Source organism: Mycobacterium sp. D16Q13 (assembly GCF_002013375.1).
GTDB lineage: Bacteria > Actinomycetota > Actinomycetes > Mycobacteriales > Mycobacteriaceae > Mycobacterium.
On record NZ_MAEW01000001.1, the window covers coordinates 296,817 to 321,689 of the forward strand.

Consider the following 24,873-nt stretch of genomic DNA (forward strand, 5'->3'; position numbering starts at 1 on the left):
TCACACCGCCACTTCGTCTTTAGACATGGACATCGCCGGAACCGGGACCCCCACCGGGCGCCGCACGTAGGCGTACCAGGTGACCACGGCACAGACGACGTAGAAGGCGAGGAACACCCAGAACGCCATGGTGGCCGACTTGGCCGCGCTGAGGTACGAGGCACGGAGCACCAGGTTGATGGCAACGCCGCCGAGCGCGCCGATGGCACCGGCCACACCGATCAATGCACCCGACATGGTTCGCGACCAGGTTTCGTCGAGCCCGGCGCTATGCGCCTTGGCGGCGAAGATCGACGGAATCATCTTGTAGACCGAGCCATTACCGATTCCGGAGACCACGAAAAGGACGATGAAGCCGGTGACATAGGAGGCCATGATCGCACCGGAAGGTGCGCCGGCCGTACGGTCGTCGATGGTTCCCGCGGCCACCAGGATGCCCGCGCCGAAGATCATCGCGACAAAGGCGTACAGCGAGATCTTGCCGCCGCCCGTACGGTCCGACAGCCAGCCGCCGAACGGTCGGGCGAGTGAGCCGAGCAGCGGCCCGATGAACGCGATCTGGGCGGCATGCAGCGATGCCTGCGCCGCGGCCTGCGCTGGGGTCAAGCCGCTGTGCGCGAGCCCGGCAAGGAAGTTCAGCTGCAGCACCTGGCCGAACGCGAAGCTGAACCCGATGAAGGAACCGAAGGTGCCGATGTACAGGAAGGCGATGATCCACGAGTCGCGGTACTTCATCACGTTGATGAGTGAGCGGCCGTCGGTCTTCTGGTTCGCCAGGTTGTCCATGAACAGCGCCGCACCCACAGCGGCGAAGGCGATCAGCACGAGGTAGATACCCGCTACCCAGTGTGGTGAGCGGTTCCCCGCCGTGGCGATGACCAGCAGGCCGAGCACCTGGATCACCGGCACTCCGATGTTTCCGCCACCGGCGTTGAGCCCCAGTGCCCAGCCCTTGAACCGTTGCGGGTAAAAGGCATTGATGTTGGTCATCGAGGAGGCGAAGTTTCCGCCACCGAAGCCCGCGACCGCCGCCACGATCATGAAGGTGGTGTACGAGGTCTCCGGATGCGCCATGAAGTACAACGTGAGGGCGGTCGGCACCGCCAGCACCAAGGCACTGAATATGGTCCAGTTACGCCCGCCGAACCAGGCGGTGGCGAAGGTGTAGGGCAACCGCAGCACCGCGCCGACCAGGGTCGGCATGGCTACCAGGAAGAATTTCCCGGCGGCGTCGATGTGATACACGTTCTGCGGCATGAACAGAACCATGACCGACCAGATGGACCACACCGAGAAGCCGACGTGTTCCGCTACCACCGACCAGATCAGGTTGCGCCGTGCGACTTTCGCACCACCGTTGTCCCAGGCGACGACGTCCTCGGGATCCCAGTTCTCAATCCAGCGTCCGCGCCGTGCAATTGGGGCTGTTGCCGTGTTGTTCGCCATGACAGCACGGTAGAAAAATCTTGTTGCGGCGGCGCTGCTGGCGATGACCGAGCCATCACATCTCGCTCACACGAGTCTGTCATGTGCCGGTGAGATGGCTGTCGGCCTACGTCACACTAAGACCCGAAAGTGATGTGCGTTACAGCGTGAGCCGCACCAGGGCCGCACTGCGTGCCAGCCCCGGAAAGGACTCCGCCGACGAACGGGGATGCAACGCATGCACGGCCAGTCGGAAAATCAAGGCCCGCAACAACATCTGCGGCCACTCCGGCAAGGTCGCCCAGCGTTCTATGAGACCGTCATCCGCGTCACCCCACGACAGCGCATCCACCACCGCGACGCCGGCCGCCCATGAGGCCGGGCGCCAGTACGGCGTGATGTCGGTGATGCCGGGCGCGGCCGCGCCCGCGAAAAGCACAGTGCCGTACAGGTCGCCATGCACCAGCTGCGGTGGGCTCTTAGTGGGCCGGCGCAGGCTCGCCAGCTGATTGATCAGGTCGATGGACCGCTGGCCGTCCGGCGAGCCGGGCGATACCCGGGCCGCGGAGGGCCAGGACTGCAGCGGCCGGTCTTCCCAGGCCGCGCGGTCGGCCGCGATGAACACGTCGACATCGGCCCATGGCGCCACCGGGGGCTGGGTAAGAAACCGGGGGCGTTCCAGCTTGGAGGTGGCCTCATGGAGGCGCACCGACAGCGACACCACCTCGTCGTGCCGGGGTTCGGGCGCACCGGCTACGAATGTGTCCGCGCGCCAACCCGATACGACATACCGTCCATCCGTGGACCGAACTGGCCGGGCCAGGCGCACACCGTCGATGAACAGTGTGTCGCGCACCTTGGCGGACCACGCAGCGCGCGCATGGTCCGCTACCAGTGACAACACCACTTCACCGCAGCGCCAGCCACCCTCCCATGTCGGGCCGAGCTGGACTGGCTTGACGCCGCTGAGCCCGTAAGTCGCGAGCACGTGCTCGGGCGGGCGGTCCACAGTCACGCGGGATACGTTACCGCCTGCAATGAACTGGATTGTGTTCGCTCGGAGTTCGTGTCGGCGGTCACAGATGGGGCGTCCCGCGATATGGGGCTGTTGCTGGTCCCCACCGATCAGTACATGACCATGTCGGGGTCCATCTGCTTGGCCCAGGCGGCGATGCCTCCCTGGAGGTGCACCGCGTCGGAGAAACCCGCCTTCTTCACGGCCACAAGCGCCTCTGCCGACCGAATCCCCGTCTTGCAGTACAGCACCGCCTGACGGTCCTGTGGCAGCTTGGCGAGGCCATCTCCGGACTCCAGGGTCGACTTGGGCACCAGCTCGGCACCGTCGATGTGGACGATGTCCCATTCGACGGGTTCGCGCACGTCGATCAGCGCCACCTTCTTATCGGCGTCAAGCAATTCGCGCAGCTCACGCGGGGTAATGGTGGAATCGGCGACCGCGGCGGAGGCCTCATCGCTGATCACACCGCAGAACGCGTCGTAGTCGATAAGTTCAGTGATCTTCGGCGTCGCCGGATCCTTGCGAATCTTGATGGTGCGGTACGTCATGTCCAGCGCGTCATAGACCATGAGCCGGCCCAGCAGCGTGTCACCGATTCCGGTGATCAGCTTGATGGCCTCGGTACCCATCACCGAGGCGATGGAGGCGCACAGGATGCCCAACACGCCACCCTCCGCGCAGGACGGCACCATCCCCGGGGGCGGCGGCTCGGGGTACAGATCGCGGTAATTCAGGCCGAGACCGTCGGGCGCGTCTTCCCAGAAGACCGACACCTGACCCTCGAAGCGGTAGATGGAACCCCATACGTACGGCTTGTGTGCGAGCACAGCGGCGTCGTTGACCAGGTAGCGCGTCGCGAAGTTGTCGGTGCCGTCCAGGATCAGGTCGTACTGTTTGAACAGGTTGACGGCGTTGTCCGGCTCCAAACGCAGCTCGTGCAGCCGCACCTCGACCAGCGGGTTGATCTCCAGCACCGAGTCACGCGCGCTCTGCGCTTTGGACCTGCCGATATCGGACTGGCCATGAATGATCTGGCGCTGCAGGTTGGACTCGTCGACCACGTCGAACTCAACGATGCCGATGGTGCCGACACCCGCGGCGGCCAAGTACAGGAGGGTCGGAGATCCGAGACCGCCGGCGCCGATGACAAGCACCTTGGCGTTCTTGAGACGTTTTTGTCCGTCCACACCCAGGTCGGGGATGATCAAATGGCGGCTGTACCGGGCGACTTCCTCGCGGGTCAGACCTGCGGCGGGGCTTACCAACGGCGGCAATGTGGGCACCGTGACTCCTGTGACTCGGGTTCCTCAGGGCTGTCTGAGAGGGCTACAGCTGCATCAACAGTATCGGGATGCCAACCCTTCCCGAGCCCGGGACCGCCGCTAGGGAATCGGATACGGCCAGGGATTGGTGCGGCAGGTCTTTCCGTCGGGCTTGATCGAATCCGCGTCGAACTTCGCCGCATCGTTGTTGTTGGTGCTGAACGTCTGCTGCATCATCACCGGGGCCAGCTGTTGGTCCTGCTCACACGGTTCGTGTACCCGGTAACCGATGGCATGTCCGACTTCGTGGTTGATGACGTACTGGCGGTACGACGTGATGTCGCCCTGGAACGGGACGGCGCCGCGCACCCACCGTGCTTCATTGATGAACACGCGCCGGTCGCCGTTCTCGCCATACCGCGGGTTGTAGCAAGAGGCTTCGAGCTGAATCTCATAACCACAGCCCTCGCGCACGGTGGCCGGCGAGGTCAGCGAGATCCGAAAATCAGGTGTGCCGGAGTCGATCCGGACAAATCCGAACTGAGGGTTGTGCGTCCAGCTCTTCTGGCTGGCCAGCGTCTCGGTCACCATGCGTGCGAAAAGGTCGTCACCGCCAAAACCCATGGTGTCGATGCCGTCCTCAACCTCGATGGTGTACGCGAACACCTTCGCGGCACCCGTCCCGATCTGGGGTGTCGTACCCGGCACGACGTGCCAAGACTTGGCGCCCGCCTCGGTGAACGACTCACCCTCGGGCAGCACCCCGGTCGGCAGGGTCGCGTCGAACTGGGTGAGGCCCTTGGGCGGGGCACCGATGATCGCGTCACCCAGCGCACCAATGGACGGAGGGTCAGCAACGGGCTCATTGGGACCGGTACCCGCGTGTGCGGGTTCGCGCTGCGTCACCGTCTGGTACCCGACGAAGACGGTCAACGCGACCAGCAGCGGAATGGCATACGCACGCCACCCGTAGGTGGAGATGAAACGGCCGAGCCAGGTCTGCTTGCGCCAGCGGTCGCGATCACTCCGGTCGGATCGGATGCGTCCGCTTCCTTCGGCGAGCGGATCGCGCTGGGCACGCAGCGGCTCGTAGCGTTCGGAGGACTCCTGCACGGGGAGTCGACTCATGGTTTCTGGCATGGACCTACGATTATGCGCCCATTGGTGCCGGTCGTAGGTCACCGGGCAAGGATGGCATAGCGACAGGCCATCCCGCCTCGGGCACGCCGCCAGATGCCAGGAGTACTGTCTGTATTTCGGGTTCAAGCGGATTGATTAGCCGCCTGAGTGAGATGGCGTAGGCGACCATTAAGTCGTGTGCGCGCAGAGGATAAGGACATGCGTGATCTTGCGAATCTGGCCGGGCGTCGAGGCAGGGTGAACTCGGCGGTGGCGACGCAGGATTCGACTCAGGGAAATACACGTCGTGGCGGACGACTGCCTCGCGATGAGCGTCGCGGTCAGCTGGTCGGTTCTGCCAGTGAGATATTCGTCGATCGCGGCTACCACGCCGCGGGCATGGACGAAATCGCCGAACGTGCAGGCGTAAGCAAACCCGTTCTCTACCAACACTTTCCGAGCAAGCTGGAGCTGTACCTGGAGGTACTGCACAAGCATGCCGACAACCTGGTGTCCAGCGTGCGGCAGGCGTTGCGCACCACCACCGACAACCGGCAGCGGCTACGCGCCGCGGTCATGGCGTTCTTTGATTTCGTCGAGCACGACAGCCAGGGCTACCGGTTGATCTTCGAAAACGACTTGGTGGGTGTCCCGCAGGTCTCCGAACGCGTCGAGGGAGCCATCAGCGCCTGCACCGATGCGGTATTCGACCTGGTCAGCCACGATTCCGGACTGGACCCCCACCATGCGCGCATGGTGGCCGTCGGCCTGGTCGGAATCAGCCAGGTCAGCGCGCGCTACTGGCTGGACAATGAGAAGCCCATCTCCAAGGACGACGCGGTCAACGCCACCGTGGGATTCGCCTGGGGCGGGCTCTCACACGTTCCGCTTCAGCCGCTCGACTAGCCGCTGAAGCCCACCCGGCGCGTATCGGCAACACCGATCTCCACGTAGGCGATTCGCGCCGCGGCGATCAGGTACTTGCGCCCCTTCTGGTCGGTGAGGTTGAGCACATCCGACTCCTGGGATAGTGCCGCGGACACGATCTTTTCGACGTCGGCCGGCGTCTGATCGCTAGAAATGACCAGCTCGCGCGGGCTATCTGTGACACCGATCTTGATCTCCACGAAGGCACCTTCCAGGTCATTAAGCGTGTACTGCAGAGGTTAGCCGACGCCGGTACTGCCGACACACCTCGCATGATCGTGCCAGTCCGTTAGTCACAGCAGTAACATCAGTATCAGGTTTCACATTGAGAAGAGGCGCTGATCATGGTCGGTTATCGCGGAGATTCTCGGTCCTCAAGCGGTTACGAGCCCTACGACGACCCGTATGAATCCGAGACGACCCCGCAGTACAGCGGGTACTCAGGTCTCGACGAGGACTTCGAGTACAGGCCGCCGGGTTCCAACGAGAACTGGAAATGGGTCGCGTCCATTGCCGGGGCGGTGCTGGCGATTGCCGTCATCGCGACAGCGGTCGTGCTCAGCGGTGGCGATGACAAGCCGCCTGCCTCTGCCATCACCACACCCGTGCCCTCGCTGACGCCGGTGACCACCACTCCCCCTGCGCCGTCACCAACGGCGACCTCGGCGCAACCGTCGACGACAACCGTGACCACCACCCCCGTGCAGGAGACGCCGAGCACGGCGCCATCCACGGAGGCGCCCGCACCCGAGCCGCCACCCTCCAACCCGATGCTCCCGCCGGAAGGCCAGCGGCCGATCACACCCGCGGCGTTCGCGTACTACGTGACCGGTAACCAGACCCCGGGCGACCTGCTGACAATCACCTACACCGACGGCAACGGCGCGACTCGGACCGTGCTCGGCGCCTCGTTGCCCTGGACGATGATCGTGACACCGAGCCCCGGAATCGTCGGCGGGTCGATCACTGCGACGAGCTTCGCCAGTCAGATCAACTGCTCGATCACCAACAGCCAGAACCAGATGCTGGCGGTGCAGAGCAATAACAGCATCATCGCCCGCTGCACCAAGTAGAGCTCTGACAGCCGGGCTAACCGCCCAGGCCGAGAACCGCCATCCGCTCGGCATGCGCGCCCTGCAGCCGCTCGAAGAACTCGTTCAGGTTCCCCAGACCGGCGCCTCCGGACATCACCAGCTCGGCGAGCTCGTCGTGCCCGGCAAGCACATGCTGTGCCTGCGTGACGGCCTCACCGAGCAGCCGTCGACCCCACAAGGTGAGCCGGTTGCGCTGCTGCGGGTTGTCCTTGACGGCCTCACGCACCTGGGCGATGACAAACTCTGAGTGTCCCGTGGTGCCCAGCACCGACTTGAGAACAGCCGCCGATTCACCTGGCAGCGAGGCGACCACCTCGCCATAAAAATCGGCCGCCAGCGAGTCGCCGATGTAGGCCTTCACCATGGCCTCCAACCACGTACGCGGCAGAGTCAGCGAGTGGTAGTTCTCCAGCGTCTTGACGTATGGCTCCATGGCCGTCAGGACGTCAACTCCGTTAGCCTCCATCGCATCTCGCAGCACCTCGTAGTGGCGCATCTGCGAGGCCGCCATGCTGGCGATGGCGATCTTGCTGGCCAGGTCGGGCGCCATCTTGGACTCGTCGGTCAACCGGTAGAACGCCGCGATCTCGCCGTACGCGATCACCGCGAACAGCTGATTGACACCGGGAGGATCGAGGTCCGCAGTCATGTCTGGAACTCTAGTCGGGCACCCGCAGGAGAACACCGAACCGCGGGGCGAACCACGGCGAATCGGAAAATCGCAGCTCACCCGCTATCATGAGTGCGGGACGAACGCCCTGACTGTGCAGCACCCAGAGAGTTCTCCCACAGGAAATGTGCGTGCACGTGCTGCCCTCGCCGCTAGACGCGAGCCCGGCCCCGTCGAAATCCGACCTACCGATCGTGCGCGCTGAGCGAAAACACGAAAGGTACGTACACCCACCCATGAGTCATATCGAACACACTTTTGCCCAGCTCGGCGTCCGCGACGAGATTGTCCGGGCCCTCAGCGAAGCCGGAATCGAGCATCCGTTCGCCATCCAGGAACTCACCCTTCCGCTCGCCCTCGCCGGCTCTGACCTCATCGGCCAGGCCCGCACCGGCATGGGCAAGACCTACGCATTCGGTGTCCCGCTGCTGCACCGCATCGCCACTGGCGTCGAGGATCGACCGCTCAACGGCACGCCCCGCGCGCTGGTCGTGGTCCCGACCCGCGAGCTGTGCATCCAGGTTTACGAAGACCTCACCAGGGCGTCGAAGTATCTGACGGCCGGTGACCGCGACTTCAGCGTTGTCTCCATCTATGGCGGACGGCCGTACGAGGCGCAGATCGAGTCGCTCCGTGCCGGTGCCGACGTCGTAGTCGGAACACCGGGCCGGCTCCTGGACCTCGCGCAGCAGGGCCACCTGCAGCTGGGCGGACTGGCCATGCTGGTGCTCGACGAGGCCGACGAGATGCTGGACCTGGGCTTCCTGCCCGACATCGAGCGCATTCTGGCGCTGGCACCGTCCGCTGAATCGGGACGGCAGTCGATGCTGTTCTCGGCGACGATGCCCGATGCGATCATCACCCTGGCCCGCACCTTCATGAATCGCCCGACCCACATCCGGGCCGAGGCTCCCCATTCTTCGTCGGTACACGACTCGACCGAGCAGTTCGTCTATCGGTCGCATGCGCTGGACAAGATCGAGCTGGTCAGCCGCATCCTGCAAGCCGAGGGCCGCGGCGCCACCATGATCTTCACCCGCACCAAGCGGACCGCACAGAAGGTGTCCGACGAGCTAGCCGAGCGCGGTTTCATCGTGGGCGCTGTGCACGGCGACCTCGGTCAGATCGCGCGTGAAAAGGCATTGTCTGCCTTCCGTTCCGGTGAGATCACCGTGCTGGTCGCGACCGACGTGGCTGCCCGCGGCATCGACATCGACGATGTCACCCACGTCATCAACTACCAGTGCCCCGAGGACGACAAGACGTACGTGCACCGGATCGGACGCACCGGCCGCGCCGGGCGGACCGGCATCGCGGTCACCCTTGTGGACTGGGACGATGTCGCGCGTTGGCAGCTGATCGACAAGGCACTCGGCCTCGGTGTGCCCGACCCTGACGAAACCTATTCCACCTCACCGCATTTGTTCACCGAGCTGAACATCCCCGCCGGTGTGACCGGATCGACCGGCCCCAAGTTCACCGGCGGACCCAAGCGCCGCGAACCGCGAGCCGAGCGCACCGAAAGTGACAAGCCCAAGCGCACTCGCACCCGTCGACGTACTCGCGCAGGCGAGGCCGCCGACGATTCTGTCGCCGAAGCACCTGCGGCGGTGGCCACTGCGGAAGGTGACCAGCCCGCTCCCGCGCGCCGTCGTCGGCGCCGCCGTCGTCCGGCCGCGACCACCGCCACGGCGTGATCGCACCGGAGCGGCGCACCCGGGCCGACATCATTGCTGCGGCGGTGATCGCCGTCGTGGTCGCCGTGACCGGTGCCACGATCTGGTGGACCAGCGATGCACGTGCCACCGTCAGCCACCCCGCCGCCGGGGACATCAAACGCCCGATCAGTGCTACCCGGGTTCCTGACTCGGTGCGCGAGCTGTGGTCCACCGCGAGTGGAGCCACAAAGGGGCCGGTCATCGCGAGCGGTGCGGTTGTTAGCGCAGATGAGCACGACGTGGTGGGCCATGATCCGGTCACCGGCGCACAGCTGTGGTCCTACGCGCGCCGCAATCTCGACCTGTGCGGCGTCATCGGCTTCATCGATGACGCGGTGGCGGTGTATCGAGATGCACGCGGATGCGGCCAGGTCACCATGATCGACGGACAGACCGGCCGCCGGGGTCCGTTGCGCAGCAGTGCAAATGATCCGAAGGTGTCGCTGTCGACCGACGGCACCTACGTGCTGGCACTTGGCAGCACCCGGCTCGAGCTGTGGCGTTCGGACATGGTGCGCACCCTGGAGTACGGACGAGTCGTCGCTCCCCTGAATCCCAACAGCCAGCCCCGCGTGGACTGCACGCTGAAATCGGGTGCCGTCGGGTCCAGCGTGCTCGCGGTGCTGGAGACCTGCCCTCAGGACTCCACCTTGCGGCTGACGCTGCAAAAGCCGACACCGAAGGACAACGACAAACCCGAGGAGCTCTACTCGGCGGCACTACCAGGGGTTGAACGCGGCTCTGCCGCCAAGGTGCTCGCTGTCGCGGACACCCGGTCGGCCGTATACCTGCCCGGCACCCACAACGAGCTGGTGGTGTTCGACGACCATGGCATGCGCGTCGGCGCGACGGCCCTGCCGGGTGCGGTAGCCCAGTCCAATACCGCCGCGCAAGCCGGCGACGTTGTCACCTGGTGGACGGGCAATCAGGTGCTGGTGCTGGGCGGCTTCGATCTCGCCTACCGATTCGTGCTGCCCACCACCAAGAGACCCTTGGGGCCGGGCACGGCCATGGCCGGTGAACTGCTGATCCCGGTCGAAGGTGGGATCGATGTATTCAACATGACCACCGGAGAATTCCGGAAATCCATTGCTGTGCAGCGTGATCCGGCCGACGAAAAGGGCCCCGTCATCAGCGCCGTCGTCGGCAATACGTTGGTGGAGCAGCGCGGGTCGCGAGTCTTCGCACTGGGATAAATTGGCCTCACCGAGCAGGGGGACCCACGGTGGAATTGGTCGACAACACGAATCTTCGCGCGGCGGTAGCTGCATTCGCGGCACAACCCGGGCAACAGCGCGCCTATGACGTACTCCGGGCATGTATGCGCGGGACGCTTCTCCTCGATATCACAGGGTCCGACATGCCCGTCGACAGCTCCTCGTCCTTGCCCTCCGGCGCCCAGCTACAGATTCGGGGAGGAACCGGGCCAGACGGAGGCCGGGCGCTGTTCGCCTACACACGCAATGAGGAAATTGCACGCCATCACGCTCCTGACACACGGACACAATCGATGGCTCAGTCCGCGATAGCCGTGCTTGAGTTCGTCCGAAATCAGCGCACCCCCTGGCTCTACCTCGACCCTGTCGGCCCAACATGCGCACTCACTGCCAACGAGATCGATTTCGCATTGCGAAACCCCCGGAACGAGCAGGTCCGAGAGGCCATCGAGCTTGTCGCGCTGGGCAAAGCCGACCGCCAATCGGTGCTGCATCTCCTTCGCCAAAGCGGCCCAATGCTGCTCGGTGCCGATGAGCACACCGTTCCGGGCAAGGTCGCCACGCGCAGGACACAGCTGCCCGACGGTTCCCTCGCACTCGTCGCCTTCACCAGCGCCCCCGAGGTAGTCGCGTACGTCCCGTCCGATGCCGTTGTATCAGTGACTACCGAAAAGGTGCTGGAAGTAGTCATCCAAGATGGATACGCAGGCTTGGTCATCAATCCGGCTGGACCGTCGGTCTTTCTTTCGATAGCAGAGATCACCAGCACCTGACGGCGCGGTTGCGCTCAGTCCACCGGCGGCGCGAAGGTCGGCATGGCCTTGCCGCTCTTCCAGTGCTTCACCAGGCTCTGCGCCAGCTCTTGGTAGGCCAGCGCACCCTTGTTCTTGCGACCCGCGAGCACCGACGCGCCCGAGGCGCTTGCCTCGGCGAACCGCACAGTTCTCGGAATTGGCGGCGCAAGCACCGGCAGCTCGTAACGGTCGGCCACATCCAGCAGCACGTCGCGGCTGTGCGTGGTCCGCGAGTCGTACAGCGTGGGCAGCGCACCAAGCAGTGTCAGCCCCGGGTTGGTGATCTGCTGGACATCGGTCACCGTCCGCAGGAACTGGCCGACGCCCCGGTGCGCCAGCGTCTCGCATTGCAGCGGCACCATCACCGAGTCGGCGGCCGTCAGGCCGTTCAGAGTCAACACGCCCAGCGACGGCGGGCAGTCGATGATCACGACGTCAAACTCGTCCCCCAGTGATTCGAGCGCCCGCTTCAGCGCGTACTCACGGCCAGCCCGCATCAGCAGCATCGCCTCGGCGCCGGCCAGGTCGATGTTCGCGGGCAGCAGCGTCAGATCCTCGGCGGTGGTCACCAGCGCTTCCTTGATATCTGCCTGCCCCAGCAGCACCTCGTGCACCGAGACCCCAAGTCGGTCCGGGTCCTGCCCCAGCGAGAACGTCAGGCAGCCCTGAGGGTCAAGGTCAACCAGCAGAACCTTCTTCCCCGTCTGGGCCAACGCCGCGCCGAGGGACGCGACCGTCGTGGTTTTGGCCACCCCGCCCTTTTGATTGGCTACCGCCAGCACCCGAGTCACGCCCACATACTGGCATGCCGAACGCGATCACGACGGAAGTCGGTACGGCACAATCAAGTGGTGTCTGCCCCCCAAAACCGAATGTTGTTGCTACGCCACGGCGAAACCGAATGGTCAAAGATCGGCAGGCATACCGGTCGCACCGACCTCGATCTCACGGAAATCGGCCGCGCCCAGGCCGTCGCCGCACGTGAGGTGCTGGACAATCTCGATCTCAATGATCCGGTGGTTCTCAGTAGTCCGCGCCGACGCGCGATCCAGACCGCAGAGCTGGCCGGTCTGACGATCACCGGCACCGACGAGGACCTCTCCGAGTGGGACTACGGCGACTACGAGGGCCTGACCACGCCCCAGATCCGCGAGAACGATCCGGGTTGGTTGGTGTGGACGCACGGTTGCCCCGGCGGCGAATCGGTGGCTCAGGTACAGGCCCGGGCCGATCGGGTGATCGCCAAGATCGCCGCTGACCTCACCCAACGCGATGTGCTGCTGGTGGGTCACGGCCATTTCTCGCGTGCACTGATGACTCGGTGGATCGACCTGCCGCTGGAAGAGGGCACTCGCCTCGGTATGGCCACGGCCTCGATCGCCGTGGGCGGACATGAGCACGGCCAGCGTCAGGTGGCCGCACTTGGGCTGACCGGGTATCGGCACCCGGTACCGTCAAGCTGACATGACGGCCACCGACTCCCCCGCACACCCACATTTCGTGATGTCACGGGCCGCCGAGGCGCTGTATGCGTACGGCCGTGAGACCGCATACGACGACATCGCGACCGCCGCGGAGGCCCTGCGCACCGGGCGGCACCACATGCTGGTCGGCGCACTGCCTTTTGACACCTCCAAGCCCGCAGCGCTCACGGTTCCGGTGACGGTTGTGCGCGGACAACCACAAGAGTTCTACGGCACCATGCCGAATATCCATGTAACGCAACAAATACCGGAGCCTTCCGAGCATCTGCGGCGTGTCTCGGAGGCCGTCGAGGTGCTTCGCGACACCGCCGGTGGACTGTCCAAGGTCGTCCTTGCACGTGTGCTGGAAATGCGGGCCGACGCGCCCGTGGACGCTTTGGTACTGACGCATCGGCTGATCCGAAACGACCCCGACGCCAACAGTTTTTGCGTGGACCTCTCCCCTGCCGGTGACCGATTCCGCGGCCACACCATGGTGGGTTGCAGTCCGGAGCTGTTGGTGGAGCGCCGCGGGGACATGGTGATCTGTCACCCGTTCGCCGGTTCCGCCCCTCGATCCAGCGATCCATCTCTAGATCGGCGCACGGGTGAAGACCTCGCGGGCTCGCACAAAAACCGCCACGAACACTCCGTGGTGATAGATCAGCTGCGCGAGGATCTCGCGTCGCTGTGCGTCGATGTCCAGGTCCCACCGGAGCCGACGTTGAGTCGTACCGCCGCGCTCTGGCATCTCAGCACCTCCATCAGCGCGCGCCTGCGTCAAAGTTCAACCACTGCACTTGATTTGGCAGTAGCACTGCATCCCACCCCGGCCGTGTGCGGCACCCCCACCGAGGCGGCCGCCAACCTGATCGCACGCATCGAGGGTGATCGCGGGTTCTACGCAGGCGCGGTCGGCTGGTGTGACAGCAGCGGGGACGGTCGCTGGGCCGTCTCGATCCGCTGCGCCGAACTGTCGGCCGACGGCACCGCGATCCGCGCGTACGCCGGCGGCGGACTCGTCGCCGAATCAGACCCCCAGGACGAACTATCCGAGACAACGGTCAAATTCCGGACCGTATTGGCAGGGTTAGGAGCCGAGAGTGAGTAACACCCAGATTCGCCGCGCCACCGAGGCCGACGTCCCGGCCATCGTCGGCCTGATCGAGGATCTCGCGGAGTACGAGAAGGCGCGCGATGAGTGCCATATCAGTCAGGAACAGCTCCACAAGGCGCTATTCGGTTCGGCTCCTGCCCTTTTCGCTCACGTCGCGGAGGCAGACGGCGTGGTCTGTGGCACCGCCGTATGGTTCCTGAACTTCTCCACCTGGACCGGTCAACACGGCATCTACCTTGAAGACCTGTACGTCAAACCGGAGCAGCGCGGTTCCGGCCTCGGGAAGGCATTGTTGTCGGCACTGGCGGCAGAATGCGAGGCCAACGGCTATACCCGGCTGGATTGGGCTGTGCTGGAATGGAATACACCGTCCATCAAGTTCTACGACTCGCTGGGCGCCAATCCGCAATCGGATTGGATCACCTACCGGTTGCAAGGCCCGGCATTGGCGGAGCTGGCCTCAAACCGCTGACGCTAGTCGGATTCGTCAGCGCCAACCTCATCGCCGGTGGCCCACATCTGCGCGGTGGGGCTGAACAGCAGCACCAGCGCAACCACCGCGACGATCGCGATTGGTACACCCAGCGCGGGCTGGTGCGACCCCACGGCCGCGTACCACGCGACGGGCAGGAGCAGCAGCTGCATCATCACCGCGATCCCTCTGCCCCAACGTTTCCCTGTGACGAGCGCGAGACCGGCGGCAAGGACGGCGGTGCCGAATGTCGCGAACCAGGCGGCGGTGCCGTACCCATTCACCAGATGCTGGTCGGCACCGCCGGCCGCGCGCACCACCAGAATTAACGCGATCACCAATCCGACGGCGCCTTCACCGGCGACGATCATCCCGGCGCGGCGAACGGTGTTCGGAACGGCTGTGGTCACCCGACAAGCCTATGTGGACCCATCACGACTGTGATGAGCAGCTTGCGCGTAGAACATCCGGCTAGGCTCATGCCCCGTGCGTGCGGTCCTCATCGTGAATCCCAATGCCACCTCGACAACAGCGGCCGGGCGTGACTTGCTGGCGCACGCGCTCGAAAGCCGCGTGCACCTGGAGGTTCTGCACACCGACCACCGCGGACACGCCAGTGAGCTGGCCCGCCGCGCGGCCGACGACGGGGCGGCGGTCATCGTCGTACACGGCGGCGACGGCACGGTCAGCGAGGTGGTGAACGGGCTGCTCGGTCAGCCGGGACACCCGGCGCCGGGTCCGTTGCCCGCCATCGCCGTGGTTCCGGGCGGTTCGGCCAATGTGTTCGCCCGGACGCTGGGCATATCAGCCGACCCTGTTCAGGCCACCAACCAGGTCGTCGATCTACTGGACGAACATCGTCGTGACCAGCGACGATGGCGCCGCATCGGTCTTGGACACTGCGGCGAGCGCTGGTTCATCTTCAACGCGGGCATGGGCCTGGATGGCGAGGTGGTTGCCGCGATGGAGGCTCATCGCAACAAGGGCAAGCAGGTCACGGCGGGGCGTTATGTCACCCGTGCGGTGCTGAGCTTCTTCCGTGCCGCCCGGCGCCAGCCGACCCTCACCGTCGAGCTGCCCGGCCACGAGCCGCAGGCGGGCATCCATTTCGCGTTTATCAGCAATTCCAATCCGTGGACGTACGCCAACGAACGCGCCATCTGGACAAATCCCGGCACCGGTTTCGAGAGTGGCCTGGGGGTGTTCGCGTCGAAGAGCATGAACGTGACGGCGAATCTTCGTCTGGTCCGCCACATGGTGGGCGCGCCGCGCCCGGATCGCCCCGCAGCCAATCACCTGCTGCGGGAAGACGACGTTCCGTGGGTGCGGATACGCGCGTCAGCACCGATCGCCACGCAGGTCGACGGCGATTTCCTCGGAATGCGCAGTGACCTGACCTTCACCGCGGAACCCGACGTTCTCGACGTGGTCGCGCCGGCAAAACCCTCCAACGCGTCTTTCCGAGCCTCACCCGACGCGCAATAGTGTTGAGCGACAGCCCCTTCCAGACACAGCCGTTTCACAGGCGCAACGCGGTGCACGTCACATCCGGGCCGTAAGGGATGTACTACTTCACGTAGTCGCGCTTCAAAGGCTCGTGACGTTACTCACCAGTAGCACCAGTTCACCTGGGAAAATGGGGGAATCTCGCCAGATTCAAGGCGCAGATCGGTTTAGTGTAGTACAAACGATTGTGGAGTCCGCAGACACCACCCCCGAGTGAGATTGACCACGTGTTAACTCACGCTATTGACTTCTGCTGAGCTTGTGAAACGATCGGAAGCAACAGTGCAGAAACATTTGGTACGCACGCGTTAACAGCCGAAAAACATTGATCTCGTGCGCTTGTCGCGCGCGCGATGAAAAAGGAGTGCACAACTATGGATTGGCGCCACAAGGCGGTCTGTCGCGACGAGGATCCCGAACTGTTCTTCCCGGTAGGGAACAGCGGACCGGCCCTTGCCCAGATCGCTGACGCAAAGCTCGTCTGTAACCGCTGTCCGGTGACGACCGAGTGCCTTACCTGGGCGCTGGAGTCGGGCCAGGACGCAGGTGTGTGGGGTGGCCTCAGCGAAGATGAGCGCCGTGCCCTCAAGCGTCGCAACGCCCGCGCTCGCGCCCGCAGCGCCGTCTAACGTCGCAGCAATCAGAACCCGGCACAATTTGGTGCCGGGTTCTTTGCTGCTCTAAGCCGGATCGTGTGCCGCGCAGAGACTTTCAGGCCATCAAGCGAGCACGCCGGCCCAACGGCACCCGAAGCACCGCGTTCGTTCCACCCTCCGGGTCGCTGCGCATATCCAGCGAGCCATCAATCTCCGCCGACACCAGCGTCCTGACGATCTGCAAACCCAGCCGATCCGATGTCTCCACGCTGAATCCGTCGGGCAATCCCCGCCCGTCGTCATGCACGACGACATCGAGCCAGCGTGCCGACCGCTCAGCCCTGATGATCACCTGCCCCTGAGCACCCTCCTCGAATGCGTGCTCAATGGCGTTCTGGACCAGCTCGGTGATCACCATGATCAACGGTGTCGCGCGGTCGGAGTCAAGCACTCCCAGCGCGCCCTCGCGGGAGACACGCACCTTGGTGTCGACGGTCGCCACATCGGTCATGATCGGCATGATCCGGTCGATCACCTCGTCGAGGTTGACCTCCTCGTCCACCGACATGGACAACGCATCGTGGACCAGCGCGATCGACGACACCCGTCGGACCGATTCGAAAAGCGCTTCGCGGGCTTCCTCGTTCTGGGTGCGCCGGGCTTGCAGACGCAGCAGCGCGGCCACGGTCTGCAAGTTGTTCTTCACCCGGTGGTGGATCTCGCGGATGGTCGCGTCCTTGGACAGCAGCGCCCGATCGCGGCGCTTGACCTCCGTCACGTCACGGGTCAGCAGCAGCGCCCCCACCGATGCGTCGCGCACAATGAGCGGCAGGGTGCGGATGAGCACCGCGGCACCGCGTGCGTCAACCTCCATACGCATACTCGGGCCGCCGGCCAGCACGTCACGGATGTGCGCTGCCAGCTCCTGGCCCTCGAACGGATCCGAGATCAGCGGCTTGGTGACCTCCATGAGGTCATGCCCTTGCAGATCGCTGGCCAAACCCATGCGGTGGTACGCCGATAACGCGTTGGGGCTGGCGTATCGGACCTCGCCGGAGACGTCGAGTCTGATGAACCCGTCCCCCACCCGGGGGCTGGAGCGCGACATCGCCTGGTCGGCCACGTTCGGGAACGTTCCCTCGGTGAGCATCAGCAGCAGATCGCCCGCACACTCCAGATACGCGCGTTCCAGTACGCCCTTCTTGAGCCGGGAGGCCAACGCGGTCTGGTGGGTCAGCACCGCCACCGTCCGGTCCCCACAGCGCACCGGGACCGCCTCTACGTTGAGCTCAGAGGCGTGCTCGGTCAGGTCCGAGTCACTTTCACGCTCGATGGAACCCGAGGTGAAGGCCGCTTCCACCAACGGCACGTCTGAAGTCTTGGCGACGGTGCCTACGGCATCGCTGTCGATGATGGTCGGCGCGGTGTTGGGTCGGCACTGGGCGACGCAGACAAAAGCGTCGTCGTCGCGGTGCACCCACATCAGGTAATCGGCGAAGGAGAGGTCTGCCAGCAGCTGCCATTCGGCGACCACGGCGTGCAGGTGATCGACCGCTTCACCCGGCAGCATGGTGTGCTCGGCAAGCAGGTCACCGAGAGTGGACATCTGGTGGCGATCTAGTCGTCGATGACGGCGATCAAGTCGCCGGCCTGGATCACGTCGCCCACCGAAACACTGACGTCACCGATCGTTCCCGCCACCTCGGCGAGCACCGGGATCTCCATCTTCATGGATTCCAGCAGGACAATGGTGTCGCCTTCAGCGATCGCGTCGCCCTTCTTGACGAGTACTTCCAGCACGCTGGCCACGATCTCGGCGTGTACTTCCTCGGCCACCTGCGCGCCACCTCGCTCTCGTCAACATCCGGTTACTGGTACTCAGTATCGAACCACACGTACGGGATCCACGCGTTCAACCACCCTTACCGGCATGAGAGACTGGGTACACACACCGGCGCGCATTATGCGCTGCTGGCCTGTCAGCCGGGCTCACACCCGGAACCCATTTGATCGGTAAGGAGATTCCCATGGCCAAGCGTGGTCGCAAGAAGCGCAGCCGTAAGCACAACGCCGCCAACCACGGCAAGCGTCCCAACAGCTAGCGCTAGGAGTTCTCAGCCCGCTGTTCGATGACAGTGGTCTGAGTGATCTTCAACTTAAGACGCTCACGTAGCCCGTCAGGTGCCTTTTCTCCACCGCACTTGCGGGCTACGAGTGTTTTGATCTGCTCTTCAATGCCGTAATGCTGCAGGCAGCCCGGGCATTCTTCGAGATGATGCCGCAGCCGCGCGCTGCTTTCCGCGCTGCATTCACCGTCGAGGAGGGTCCACACCTCCGCGATCACCTCGGCGCAACCGGATACCTCGCAGTTGCCACCTTTGTCGACACTGTTCTTCAGTTCACCGTCGGTCATGCCCGGCCCTCCGCCAACTCATTGTTGCGCAGGAAGCCACGCTCCTTGGCCACTTCGGCCAGCAATTCGCGCAGCTGGCGACGGCCGCGGTGCAACCGCGACATGACCGTGCCGATCGGGGTGTCCATGATCTCGGCGATCTCCTTGTAGGGGAAGCCTTCGACGTCCGCGTAGTACACGGCCATCCGGAATTCTTCCGGCAGCTTATTCAACGCTTCTTTGATTTCGTCGTCAGGCAGCACGTCGAGCGCTTCGATCTCCGCCGAACGCAGCCCCGTCGAGGTGTGCTCGGCATTCGCGGCCAGCTGCCAGTCGGTGATCTCCTCGGTCGGATACTCCGCGGGCTGACGCTGCTTCTTGCGATAGATATTGATGTAGGTATTGGTGAGAATCCGGTACAGCCAGGCCTTGAGGTTGGTGCCCTCTTTGAAGGTCCCGAACCCGCCATACGCCTTGACCATCGTCTCCTGCACCAGGTCCTCCGCGTCCGCGGGATTTCTGGTCATCCGCAGCGCAGCACCATAGAGCTGATCCAGCAGCGGTAACGCGTCACGCTCGAAGCGTGCGGCCCGCTCAGCCTCCGTCTCGACGTGAATCGCCTGATTGGAGGGATCTGCGGTGTCTGTCACGGCGGTCCTTTCGGTAGCGACACCGACCATACGGATCGGCACCGACATCGGACGTTCGAGGCACGCCATTGTCACCTGCAATACCCCTTCCGTGTTGAGGACCATAGTCCGCTCGATGCGGACACACTGCTCAACACCGACTCATGCCGGGGTATTTCCCAAAGTATCTCGACTGTCAACTCAAAATTCACTGGACCCGGGGCACTACTGTCCAGATCGTGGGTTCCAAGGCCGTCAAAGCTGCCACTCCGGCCGTCGCCGCGTTGATCGCGGCAGGGGTCGACTATCAACTGTTGCCGTATGAACACCGTCCCGGCGAGAGCGCGTTCGGCGATGAGGCGGTGCGCGCGCTGGCGGGCTCCGGGTTGGTTCCCGGGCAGATCTTCAAGACACTGCTGATCGCGCTAGACCGCGGAGCGGATCTGGCGGTCGCGGTCATCCCGGTACCCGCGAGCCTCTCACTCAAGGCCGCAGCGGCGGCTCTCGGTCGCGGGAAGGCCACCATGGCCGATCCCGCGGCGGCCGAACGCAGTTCCGGCTACGTGGTCGGGGGGATCTCTCCGCTCGGACAACGAAGACCATTGCCCACCGTGATCGATTCATCGGCCCTCACGTGGGATCGCATCCTGTGCAGCGCAGGAAAGCGCGGATTGCAGATGGCACTGGCACCCGGCGATCTGGTCCGGCTCACCAACGCTGTTACGGCGTCCGTCACAGCAGGGTGATCTGCTCCCCCACGGCCTGGGCGCCGTCATCCGGTACGAGCAGCTCCGGACCGTTGTTCGCGACACTGTTCACCAGCGATGAGACCTGCCGCGTTTCGATGTCGGCCACCTGGCCCGCCGGCTGCAACAGGCGCTGATCCAGATCCTGGTCCGGGTCCAGCCACCGGTCCCACGATTCGGCACCCAGCATCAACGGCATCCGGTCGTGAATCTCCAGCAGCGGGCCGACAGCATCGGTAGTGACGATCGTGCAGCTCAGCAGGGGTGCCGCATCCTTGGTGGGCTTCCACACCGACCACAATCCCGCAGCGAACAATCTCTTGCCGTCGCCGGGATTCATATAGAAGGCCGTCTTGGCGCCTTCCTGCTTACGCCACTCGTACCAGCCGTCCATCGGAACCAGACACCGCTTGGACTGTGCGGCGGCACGGAACGTTGCGGCCGTGGTGAGACTTTCCGCGCGGGCATTGATCAGCGGCGCGCCCTTGGCCTGCGGCCGGCCGTCTTCGCGCGCCTTGGCCCACGTGGGCACCAAACCCCAGCGCATGGCGCGGACGCGACGGGTGGGAACGTCGCCGGGTTCACGATGTCGTGCCACCACCGTGAGCACCGGGTCAGTCGGCGCAACGTTGTAGTTCGGGATGGCGGGAAGCTGCTGCGGTCCGGTCTGCTGACTCACTGTGCCTATCTCGTCCACCGCGTCGATCTCGACCGCCAGCAGCGCCGGGTCGATCGTCACCGCGTACCGTCCGCACATATCGCCATCGTGCCACCCGGGGCCGACACCGCAGGTATGCGTCCGGGACAATAGGGCGGTGACAAGCGGACTCTGGCAGGCACCAACGATCGACGGTTCCGTCAACGCGACCATCACCATGCCCGGCTCGAAATCCCAGACCAATCGGGCGTTCGTCCTCGCCGCGCTGGCCGCACGTGAAGGCGCCACCTCAACGGTGTCCGGCGCATTGCGCAGCCGTGATACCGATCTCATGATCGGAGCGTTACGCGCGCTGGGGTGCGACATCGCGGGTGACGGCACCGACCTGACGATCTCCCCCGGATCCGGCGACGGTGACAGCTCGACGGTCGACTGCGGGCTTGCCGGAACCGTCCTTCGGTTCCTGCCACCGGTGGCCGCACTTCGCCACGCCCCCACCATCTTCGACGGTGACGACCAGGCGCGTGCCCGACCTATCGCTCCCCTGTTAGACGCACTGCGTGCGATCGGGGTCGGCATCGACGGGCAGCACCTGCCGTTCACAGTGGCCGGCACTGGGCAGGTGCGCGGCGGCGAAGTCGGCGTCGACGCCTCGGGATCGTCCCAATTCGTTTCCGGCCTTCTCCTTTCCGGTGCCGCATTCACCGAGGGCCTGACGGCGGTGAACACCGCGGACGTGCTGCCCTCGGGGCCGCACGTGGTCATGACGGTCACGATGTTGCGTGAGGCGGGCATCGCGGTGGACGATTCAACCCCCGGCCGCTGGCATATCGATCCGCAACCAATTCCCGCGCACCACTGGACGATCGAGCCGGACTTGTCGAACGCGCTGGCTTTCATCGCGCCGGCACTGGCCACCGGGGGCACCGTGCGCATACTCGGCTGGCCACGAAAATCCACGCAGCCCGCACACCAGATCGAGGACGCGGTGCGCCGGTTCGCGCACAACGTCTCGCTGACGGATTCGCATCTGGAAGTCACCGGCCAGACCGGTTATGGCGGTGTCGATCTGAACCTTGGAGAGGTCGGTGAGCTGACTCCGACGGTGGCAGCACTGGCCGCGCTGGCGGAGCCCGGGAGCGTCTCCACATTGCGCGGAGTCGCCCATCTGCGAGGGCACGAAACCGATCGGCTCAAGGCGCTCGCCCACGAAATCAACACCCTCGGTGGGCGGTGCGAGGAGACTGAGGACGGGCTGCGGATAGTCGCCACCGACCTGCACGGCGGGGTCTGGGGCTCGTATGCGGATCACCGGATGGCCACGGCCGGAGCTCTTGTCGGCCTGAAGGTGCCGGGAGTGTCCGTCGACGACATCGCCACCACCAGTAAGACGCTGCCTGACTTCCCCGGAATGTGGGCCGACATGCTCGCCCAATCTGGAGCTCTTCGCGCAAGCGGCTCATCGGCACCGGACGGTCGCGCCTCTTGAGTCCACGCGAGTACGACGAGTCCGACGCCCGCATCAGGCCGGGCCGACGCTCGCGGCCTCGCACCAAGAATCGTCCCGAGCATGCGGACGCGGTGCCCGCGATGGTCATCACCGTGGACCGCGGCCGCTGGGGCTGTGTGTTGCAGGATGGTTCGGCACCGGACCCCAGCCGTCAAGTCACCGCGATGCGGGCACGAGAACTTGGCCGTACCCCGATTGTGGTGGGCGACACCGTGAGTCTGGTTGGCGATCTGTCCGGGCGCCCGGACGCACTGGCCCGCATCGTGCGGCTGGAGGATCGCCGAACAGTGTTGCGCCGCACCGCCGATGACACCGACCCCTTCGAGCGGATCTTTGTGGCCAACGCTGACCAGTTGCTGATCGTGGTGGCGGTCGCCGATCCCCCACCACGCACCGGCTTGGTGGAGCGCACGCTCATCGCCGCCTATGCAGGAGGCCTCACCCCAATCCTGGCACTCACCAAAACCGATCTCGCAGATCCTGAGGCGTTCGCCGCGCAGTTCGCCGATCTCGACCTGCAGGTCATCAAGGCGGGGCGCGATGCGCCGCTAGAACCCATCATGGACACACTGTCCGGCCGCCTCACCGCGCTGCTCGGCCACTCCGGGGTGGGCAAGTCCACCTTGGTGAACCGCCTTGTCCCCGAGGCTCACCGGGCAACAGGTGAGGTGACCGGAGTCGGCAAGGGGCGCCATACCTCGACCCAATCGATAGCGCTCCCGCTCCACCCGTCGGGCTGGGTCATCGACACCCCGGGCATCAGGTCATTCGGCCTGGCCCACATCAAGCCCGCCGACGTACTGGCGGCGTTCAGCGACCTGTCCGAGGCCATCGAGGACTGTCCGCGCGGCTGCCAGCACCTTGGCCCACCCGCGGATCCCGAGTGCGCCCTGGACGAGCTCACCGGAGCGTCCGCCAAACGGGTGATTGCCGTGCGCCAACTGCTTTCCGTGTTAACAACGGCCTAACTCTTGGTTGCGAAGGCCTTCTCGGATCGCGCGAACAGCACACGCCGATTAGCGTTTCCATCAGTGGCTGCGAAGGAAACAGCCAATGAGGGTCAGGGGTTAACAGATGACGAGTTACGTCCGTAGAATCGCCAACGTGACAGCCATTTTCGCCTGTGGCGTCGCCGCCTGGGCCACCATGTGGCTCTCCGTGTCCGGCCTGGGATAGTTCCCAGCCGCTATCTAACCTAAAAGCCCCCGACGCTCGCGCGTCGGGGGCTTTTAGGTTTTCTCGTCAGACCTTGGCGCTGCGACGCGACCTTCTGCGTTCGCGTACCGCGGCGAATGCCGACTTCAGTCCGCGCCGCTCACGCGGCTCGAGCTCGTCGAACATCTTGACGCTGCGCGTTTCCGGCGCATTGTCTGCGGTGTACTTCAGGTACTTGTCCGGCAGCGATAGCTTGGCGATGGTCCGCCACGTCTTGGCGTACTGCACCAGGAACGGGCCGGAGGTGTACGGCAGGTCGTACTTGTCGCACAGCTCACGCACCCGCACCGACACCGCAGCCAACCGGTTACTCGGCAGATCCGGGAACAGGTGATGCTCAATCTGATGGCACAGGTTACCGCTCATGAAGGCCATCGCCGGGCCGGCGTCAAAGTTGGCGCTTCCCAACATCTGTCGCAGATACCACTGCCCCTGCGTCTCGTTCGCCAGATCTTGCTTGGTGAACTTCTCGGCACCATCCGGGAAATGTCCGCAGAAGATGACGGCGTTGGACCAGATGTTCCGGATCACGTTGGCCAGCGCGTTGGCTGTGACGGTTTTACGGAAACTGCCCGACGGTGAGAGCGCGCTGGCCGCGGGGTACAGGACATAATCCTTGGCCACCTGCTTGCCTATCTTGGCCAGCACCTCTTCACGTTTGGCCGCGAACTCTTCCTTGTCGGCGCGTCCCTGCGCCACTTTGCCCAGCTCCAAATGCTGTGCACCAACACCCCATTCGAAGAGCAGCATCAACAACGTGTTGTACGCAAGGTTGCCCAGGTTGAACGGCGACCACTTCTTGTCGCGGGTGATGCGCAGCAGGCCGTAGCCCACGTCGTCGTCCATACCAAGGACATTGGTGTACTTGTGGTGGATGTAGTTGTGGGTCTGCTTCCAGTGCGAGGACGGATCCACCATGTCCCACTCCCAGCTGGAGGAATGGATTTCGGGATCGTTCATCCAGTCCCACTGGCCGTGCATGACGTTGTGACCGATCTCCATGTTCTCGACGATCTTGGCCACGCCGAGCGTCACCGCTCCCGCCCACCAGGCGGACCGCTTTGTGCTCGCCGCCAGCAGCACGCGCCCGCCCAGTTCCAGGGTCCGCTGTGCGGCGATGGTGCGACGGATATAGCGGCGGTCGGCAGCTCCGAGCGATTCCTCGACATCCTGACGGATCGCGTCCAGCTCGTGTCCGAGTGCCTCAACATCAGCCTCGGTGAGGTGTGCGAATTCCTGGATATCCGAAATCGCCATCGGTCAGCTCCCTTCGCCGGTTCGTGCCTACGATAGCGTAACCTACGGCACCGTAGGTTACTAGGCCG

At 64.5% G+C, this 24,873-nt stretch carries 29 protein-coding genes; 15 read left to right on the forward strand and 14 right to left on the reverse strand.

The features are described 5' to 3' along the window. From B4400_RS01465 to B4400_RS01480, 4 genes are all read right to left on the reverse strand, one after another. Positions 1-1,446 (reverse strand): nitrate/nitrite transporter, encoded by a 1,446-nt coding sequence (locus tag B4400_RS01465; RefSeq protein ID WP_078308746.1) that lies wholly within the window; start codon positions 1,444-1,446, stop codon positions 1-3. 139 nt (positions 1,447-1,585) lie between these two features. Then, on the reverse strand, positions 1,586-2,440 hold the full coding sequence (locus B4400_RS01470) for a TIGR02569 family protein (protein ID WP_078308745.1): 855 nt from the start codon (positions 2,438-2,440) through the stop codon (positions 1,586-1,588). A 110-nt stretch (positions 2,441-2,550) separates the two neighbouring features. After that, complete coding sequence (gene moeZ, locus B4400_RS01475; protein WP_139360082.1) at positions 2,551-3,726, reverse strand: adenylyltransferase/sulfurtransferase MoeZ; 1,176 nt, start codon at positions 3,724-3,726, stop codon at positions 2,551-2,553. A 99-nt stretch (positions 3,727-3,825) separates the two neighbouring features. Next, on the reverse strand, positions 3,826-4,845 hold the full coding sequence (locus tag B4400_RS01480; RefSeq protein WP_078308744.1) for a DUF3152 domain-containing protein: 1,020 nt from the start codon (positions 4,843-4,845) through the stop codon (positions 3,826-3,828). Between the two features lie 198 nt (positions 4,846-5,043). On the opposite strand from B4400_RS01480, the gene fasR reads away from it, so the two are divergent. Then, a complete protein-coding gene (fasR, locus tag B4400_RS01485) occupies positions 5,044-5,730 on the forward strand; it encodes an HTH-type transcriptional activator FasR (RefSeq protein ID WP_078292378.1) in 687 nt (228 codons plus the stop codon). Here the strand turns inward: fasR and B4400_RS01490 are convergent. Continuing rightward, positions 5,727-5,951: a DUF3107 domain-containing protein gene (locus B4400_RS01490; RefSeq protein WP_078292286.1), complete on the reverse strand. Its 225-nt coding sequence runs from the start codon at positions 5,949-5,951 to the stop codon at positions 5,727-5,729. The two genes, fasR and B4400_RS01490, sit on opposite strands and share 4 nt — an antisense overlap. A 144-nt stretch (positions 5,952-6,095) precedes the next feature. On the opposite strand from B4400_RS01490, the gene B4400_RS01495 reads away from it, so the two are divergent. Continuing rightward, positions 6,096-6,824 carry an MmpS family transport accessory protein gene (locus tag B4400_RS01495; RefSeq protein ID WP_078308743.1) on the forward strand — a complete coding sequence of 243 codons (729 nt, stop codon included), beginning with the start codon at positions 6,096-6,098 and terminating at the stop codon, positions 6,822-6,824. Between the two features lie 16 nt (positions 6,825-6,840). Here B4400_RS01495 and B4400_RS01500 read toward each other — a convergent pair whose 3' ends face one another. Then, the gene (locus B4400_RS01500; RefSeq protein ID WP_078292290.1) at positions 6,841-7,494 is read right to left on the reverse strand and encodes a ferritin-like fold-containing protein; all 654 of its coding nucleotides are present in this window, start codon (positions 7,492-7,494) and stop codon (positions 6,841-6,843) included. Positions 7,495-7,751: 257 nt separating this feature from the next. Between B4400_RS01500 and B4400_RS01505 the strand changes: the two genes are divergently transcribed. From B4400_RS01505 to B4400_RS01515, 3 genes are read left to right on the forward strand one after another with little or no spacing between them, the layout of a single operon-like run. Continuing rightward, complete coding sequence (locus tag B4400_RS01505; protein ID WP_078308742.1) at positions 7,752-9,212, forward strand: DEAD/DEAH box helicase; 1,461 nt, start codon at positions 7,752-7,754, stop codon at positions 9,210-9,212. After that, positions 9,209-10,429 carry an Rv3212 family protein gene (locus B4400_RS01510; protein WP_078308741.1) on the forward strand — a complete coding sequence of 407 codons (1,221 nt, stop codon included), beginning with the start codon at positions 9,209-9,211 and terminating at the stop codon, positions 10,427-10,429. Before B4400_RS01505 ends, B4400_RS01510 begins: the two co-directional genes overlap by 4 nt. 29 nt (positions 10,430-10,458) lie before the next feature. Beyond that, the gene (locus B4400_RS01515; RefSeq protein WP_078308740.1) at positions 10,459-11,223 is read left to right on the forward strand and encodes an SseB family protein; all 765 of its coding nucleotides are present in this window, start codon (positions 10,459-10,461) and stop codon (positions 11,221-11,223) included. Between the two features lie 14 nt (positions 11,224-11,237). Here B4400_RS01515 and B4400_RS01520 read toward each other — a convergent pair whose 3' ends face one another. Next, on the reverse strand, positions 11,238-12,035 hold the full coding sequence (locus B4400_RS01520) for an AAA family ATPase (protein ID WP_078308739.1): 798 nt from the start codon (positions 12,033-12,035) through the stop codon (positions 11,238-11,240). Between the two features lie 60 nt (positions 12,036-12,095). Between B4400_RS01520 and B4400_RS01525 the strand changes: the two genes are divergently transcribed. The 3 genes from B4400_RS01525 to B4400_RS01535 are packed head-to-tail and all read left to right on the forward strand — an operon-like array spanning position 12,096 to position 14,296. Next, positions 12,096-12,707 carry an acid phosphatase gene (locus B4400_RS01525; protein ID WP_078308998.1) on the forward strand — a complete coding sequence of 204 codons (612 nt, stop codon included), beginning with the start codon at positions 12,096-12,098 and terminating at the stop codon, positions 12,705-12,707. Between the two features lies 1 nt (position 12,708). Then, positions 12,709-13,818 (forward strand): isochorismate synthase, encoded by a 1,110-nt coding sequence (locus B4400_RS01530; protein ID WP_078308738.1) that lies wholly within the window; start codon positions 12,709-12,711, stop codon positions 13,816-13,818. Beyond that, the gene (locus B4400_RS01535) at positions 13,811-14,296 is read left to right on the forward strand and encodes a GNAT family N-acetyltransferase (RefSeq protein WP_078308737.1); all 486 of its coding nucleotides are present in this window, start codon (positions 13,811-13,813) and stop codon (positions 14,294-14,296) included. The genes B4400_RS01530 and B4400_RS01535 overlap by 8 nt, the downstream gene beginning before the upstream one ends. A gap of 2 nt (positions 14,297-14,298) precedes the next feature. Here the strand turns inward: B4400_RS01535 and B4400_RS01540 are convergent, their stop codons facing one another. Beyond that, on the reverse strand, positions 14,299-14,706 hold the full coding sequence (locus B4400_RS01540; protein WP_078308736.1) for a hypothetical protein: 408 nt from the start codon (positions 14,704-14,706) through the stop codon (positions 14,299-14,301). A gap of 76 nt (positions 14,707-14,782) precedes the next feature. On the opposite strand from B4400_RS01540, the gene B4400_RS01545 reads away from it, so the two are divergent. After that, positions 14,783-15,781, forward strand: a complete 999-nt coding sequence (locus B4400_RS01545) for a diacylglycerol/lipid kinase family protein (RefSeq protein WP_078308735.1) — start codon at positions 14,783-14,785, stop codon at positions 15,779-15,781. 395 nt (positions 15,782-16,176) lie between these two features. Next, positions 16,177-16,431: a WhiB family transcriptional regulator gene (locus B4400_RS01550; RefSeq protein WP_005056343.1), complete on the forward strand. Its 255-nt coding sequence runs from the start codon at positions 16,177-16,179 to the stop codon at positions 16,429-16,431. 82 nt (positions 16,432-16,513) lie between these two features. Here B4400_RS01550 and B4400_RS01555 read toward each other — a convergent pair whose 3' ends face one another. Both B4400_RS01555 and B4400_RS01560 read right to left on the reverse strand, forming a co-directional pair. Next, positions 16,514-18,004, reverse strand: coding sequence for a sensor histidine kinase (locus tag B4400_RS01555; protein WP_078308734.1), 1,491 nt, complete (start codon positions 18,002-18,004; stop codon positions 16,514-16,516). Positions 18,005-18,015: 11 nt separating this feature from the next. Next, a complete protein-coding gene (locus tag B4400_RS01560; RefSeq protein ID WP_005056341.1) occupies positions 18,016-18,234 on the reverse strand; it encodes a biotin/lipoyl-binding carrier protein in 219 nt (72 codons plus the stop codon). On the opposite strand from B4400_RS01560, the gene B4400_RS25005 reads away from it, so the two are divergent. Both B4400_RS25005 and B4400_RS25120 read left to right on the forward strand, forming a co-directional pair. Then, positions 18,217-18,408: a hypothetical protein gene (locus tag B4400_RS25005; RefSeq protein ID WP_078308733.1), complete on the forward strand. Its 192-nt coding sequence runs from the start codon at positions 18,217-18,219 to the stop codon at positions 18,406-18,408. The two genes, B4400_RS01560 and B4400_RS25005, sit on opposite strands and share 18 nt — an antisense overlap. Positions 18,409-18,425: 17 nt before the next feature. Then, on the forward strand, positions 18,426-18,500 hold the full coding sequence (locus B4400_RS25120; protein ID WP_085988129.1) for a 50S ribosomal protein bL37: 75 nt from the start codon (positions 18,426-18,428) through the stop codon (positions 18,498-18,500). Between the two features lie 2 nt (positions 18,501-18,502). Here B4400_RS25120 and rsrA read toward each other — a convergent pair whose 3' ends face one another. Next, positions 18,503-18,811, reverse strand: coding sequence for a mycothiol system anti-sigma-R factor (gene rsrA / locus B4400_RS01570; protein ID WP_078292310.1), 309 nt, complete (start codon positions 18,809-18,811; stop codon positions 18,503-18,505). After that, positions 18,808-19,509: a sigma-70 family RNA polymerase sigma factor gene (locus B4400_RS01575; RefSeq protein WP_078292380.1), complete on the reverse strand. Its 702-nt coding sequence runs from the start codon at positions 19,507-19,509 to the stop codon at positions 18,808-18,810. The genes rsrA and B4400_RS01575 overlap by 4 nt, the downstream gene beginning before the upstream one ends. A gap of 149 nt (positions 19,510-19,658) precedes the next feature. Here B4400_RS01575 and B4400_RS01580 point away from each other — a divergent pair, with 149 nt between their 5' ends. Beyond that, positions 19,659-20,165, forward strand: a complete 507-nt coding sequence (locus B4400_RS01580) for an aminoacyl-tRNA deacylase (RefSeq protein WP_078308732.1) — start codon at positions 19,659-19,661, stop codon at positions 20,163-20,165. On the opposite strand, the gene B4400_RS01585 is transcribed toward B4400_RS01580, so the two are convergent. Further along, the gene (locus B4400_RS01585; protein ID WP_078308731.1) at positions 20,152-20,922 is read right to left on the reverse strand and encodes an SOS response-associated peptidase; all 771 of its coding nucleotides are present in this window, start codon (positions 20,920-20,922) and stop codon (positions 20,152-20,154) included. The genes B4400_RS01580 and B4400_RS01585 overlap by 14 nt on opposite strands. A gap of 58 nt (positions 20,923-20,980) precedes the next feature. Here B4400_RS01585 and aroA point away from each other — a divergent pair, with 58 nt between their 5' ends. Together aroA and rsgA are read left to right on the forward strand one after the other, a co-directional pair. Continuing rightward, positions 20,981-22,312, forward strand: coding sequence for a 3-phosphoshikimate 1-carboxyvinyltransferase (gene aroA, locus B4400_RS01590; protein ID WP_078308730.1), 1,332 nt, complete (start codon positions 20,981-20,983; stop codon positions 22,310-22,312). After that, complete coding sequence (rsgA, locus tag B4400_RS01595; protein WP_078308729.1) at positions 22,309-23,301, forward strand: ribosome small subunit-dependent GTPase A; 993 nt, start codon at positions 22,309-22,311, stop codon at positions 23,299-23,301. Before aroA ends, rsgA begins: the two co-directional genes overlap by 4 nt. A gap of 274 nt (positions 23,302-23,575) precedes the next feature. Here rsgA and B4400_RS01600 read toward each other — a convergent pair whose 3' ends face one another. Continuing rightward, positions 23,576-24,805, reverse strand: a complete 1,230-nt coding sequence (locus B4400_RS01600) for a fatty acid desaturase family protein (protein WP_078308728.1) — start codon at positions 24,803-24,805, stop codon at positions 23,576-23,578. Positions 24,806-24,873 lie beyond the last annotated feature (68 nt).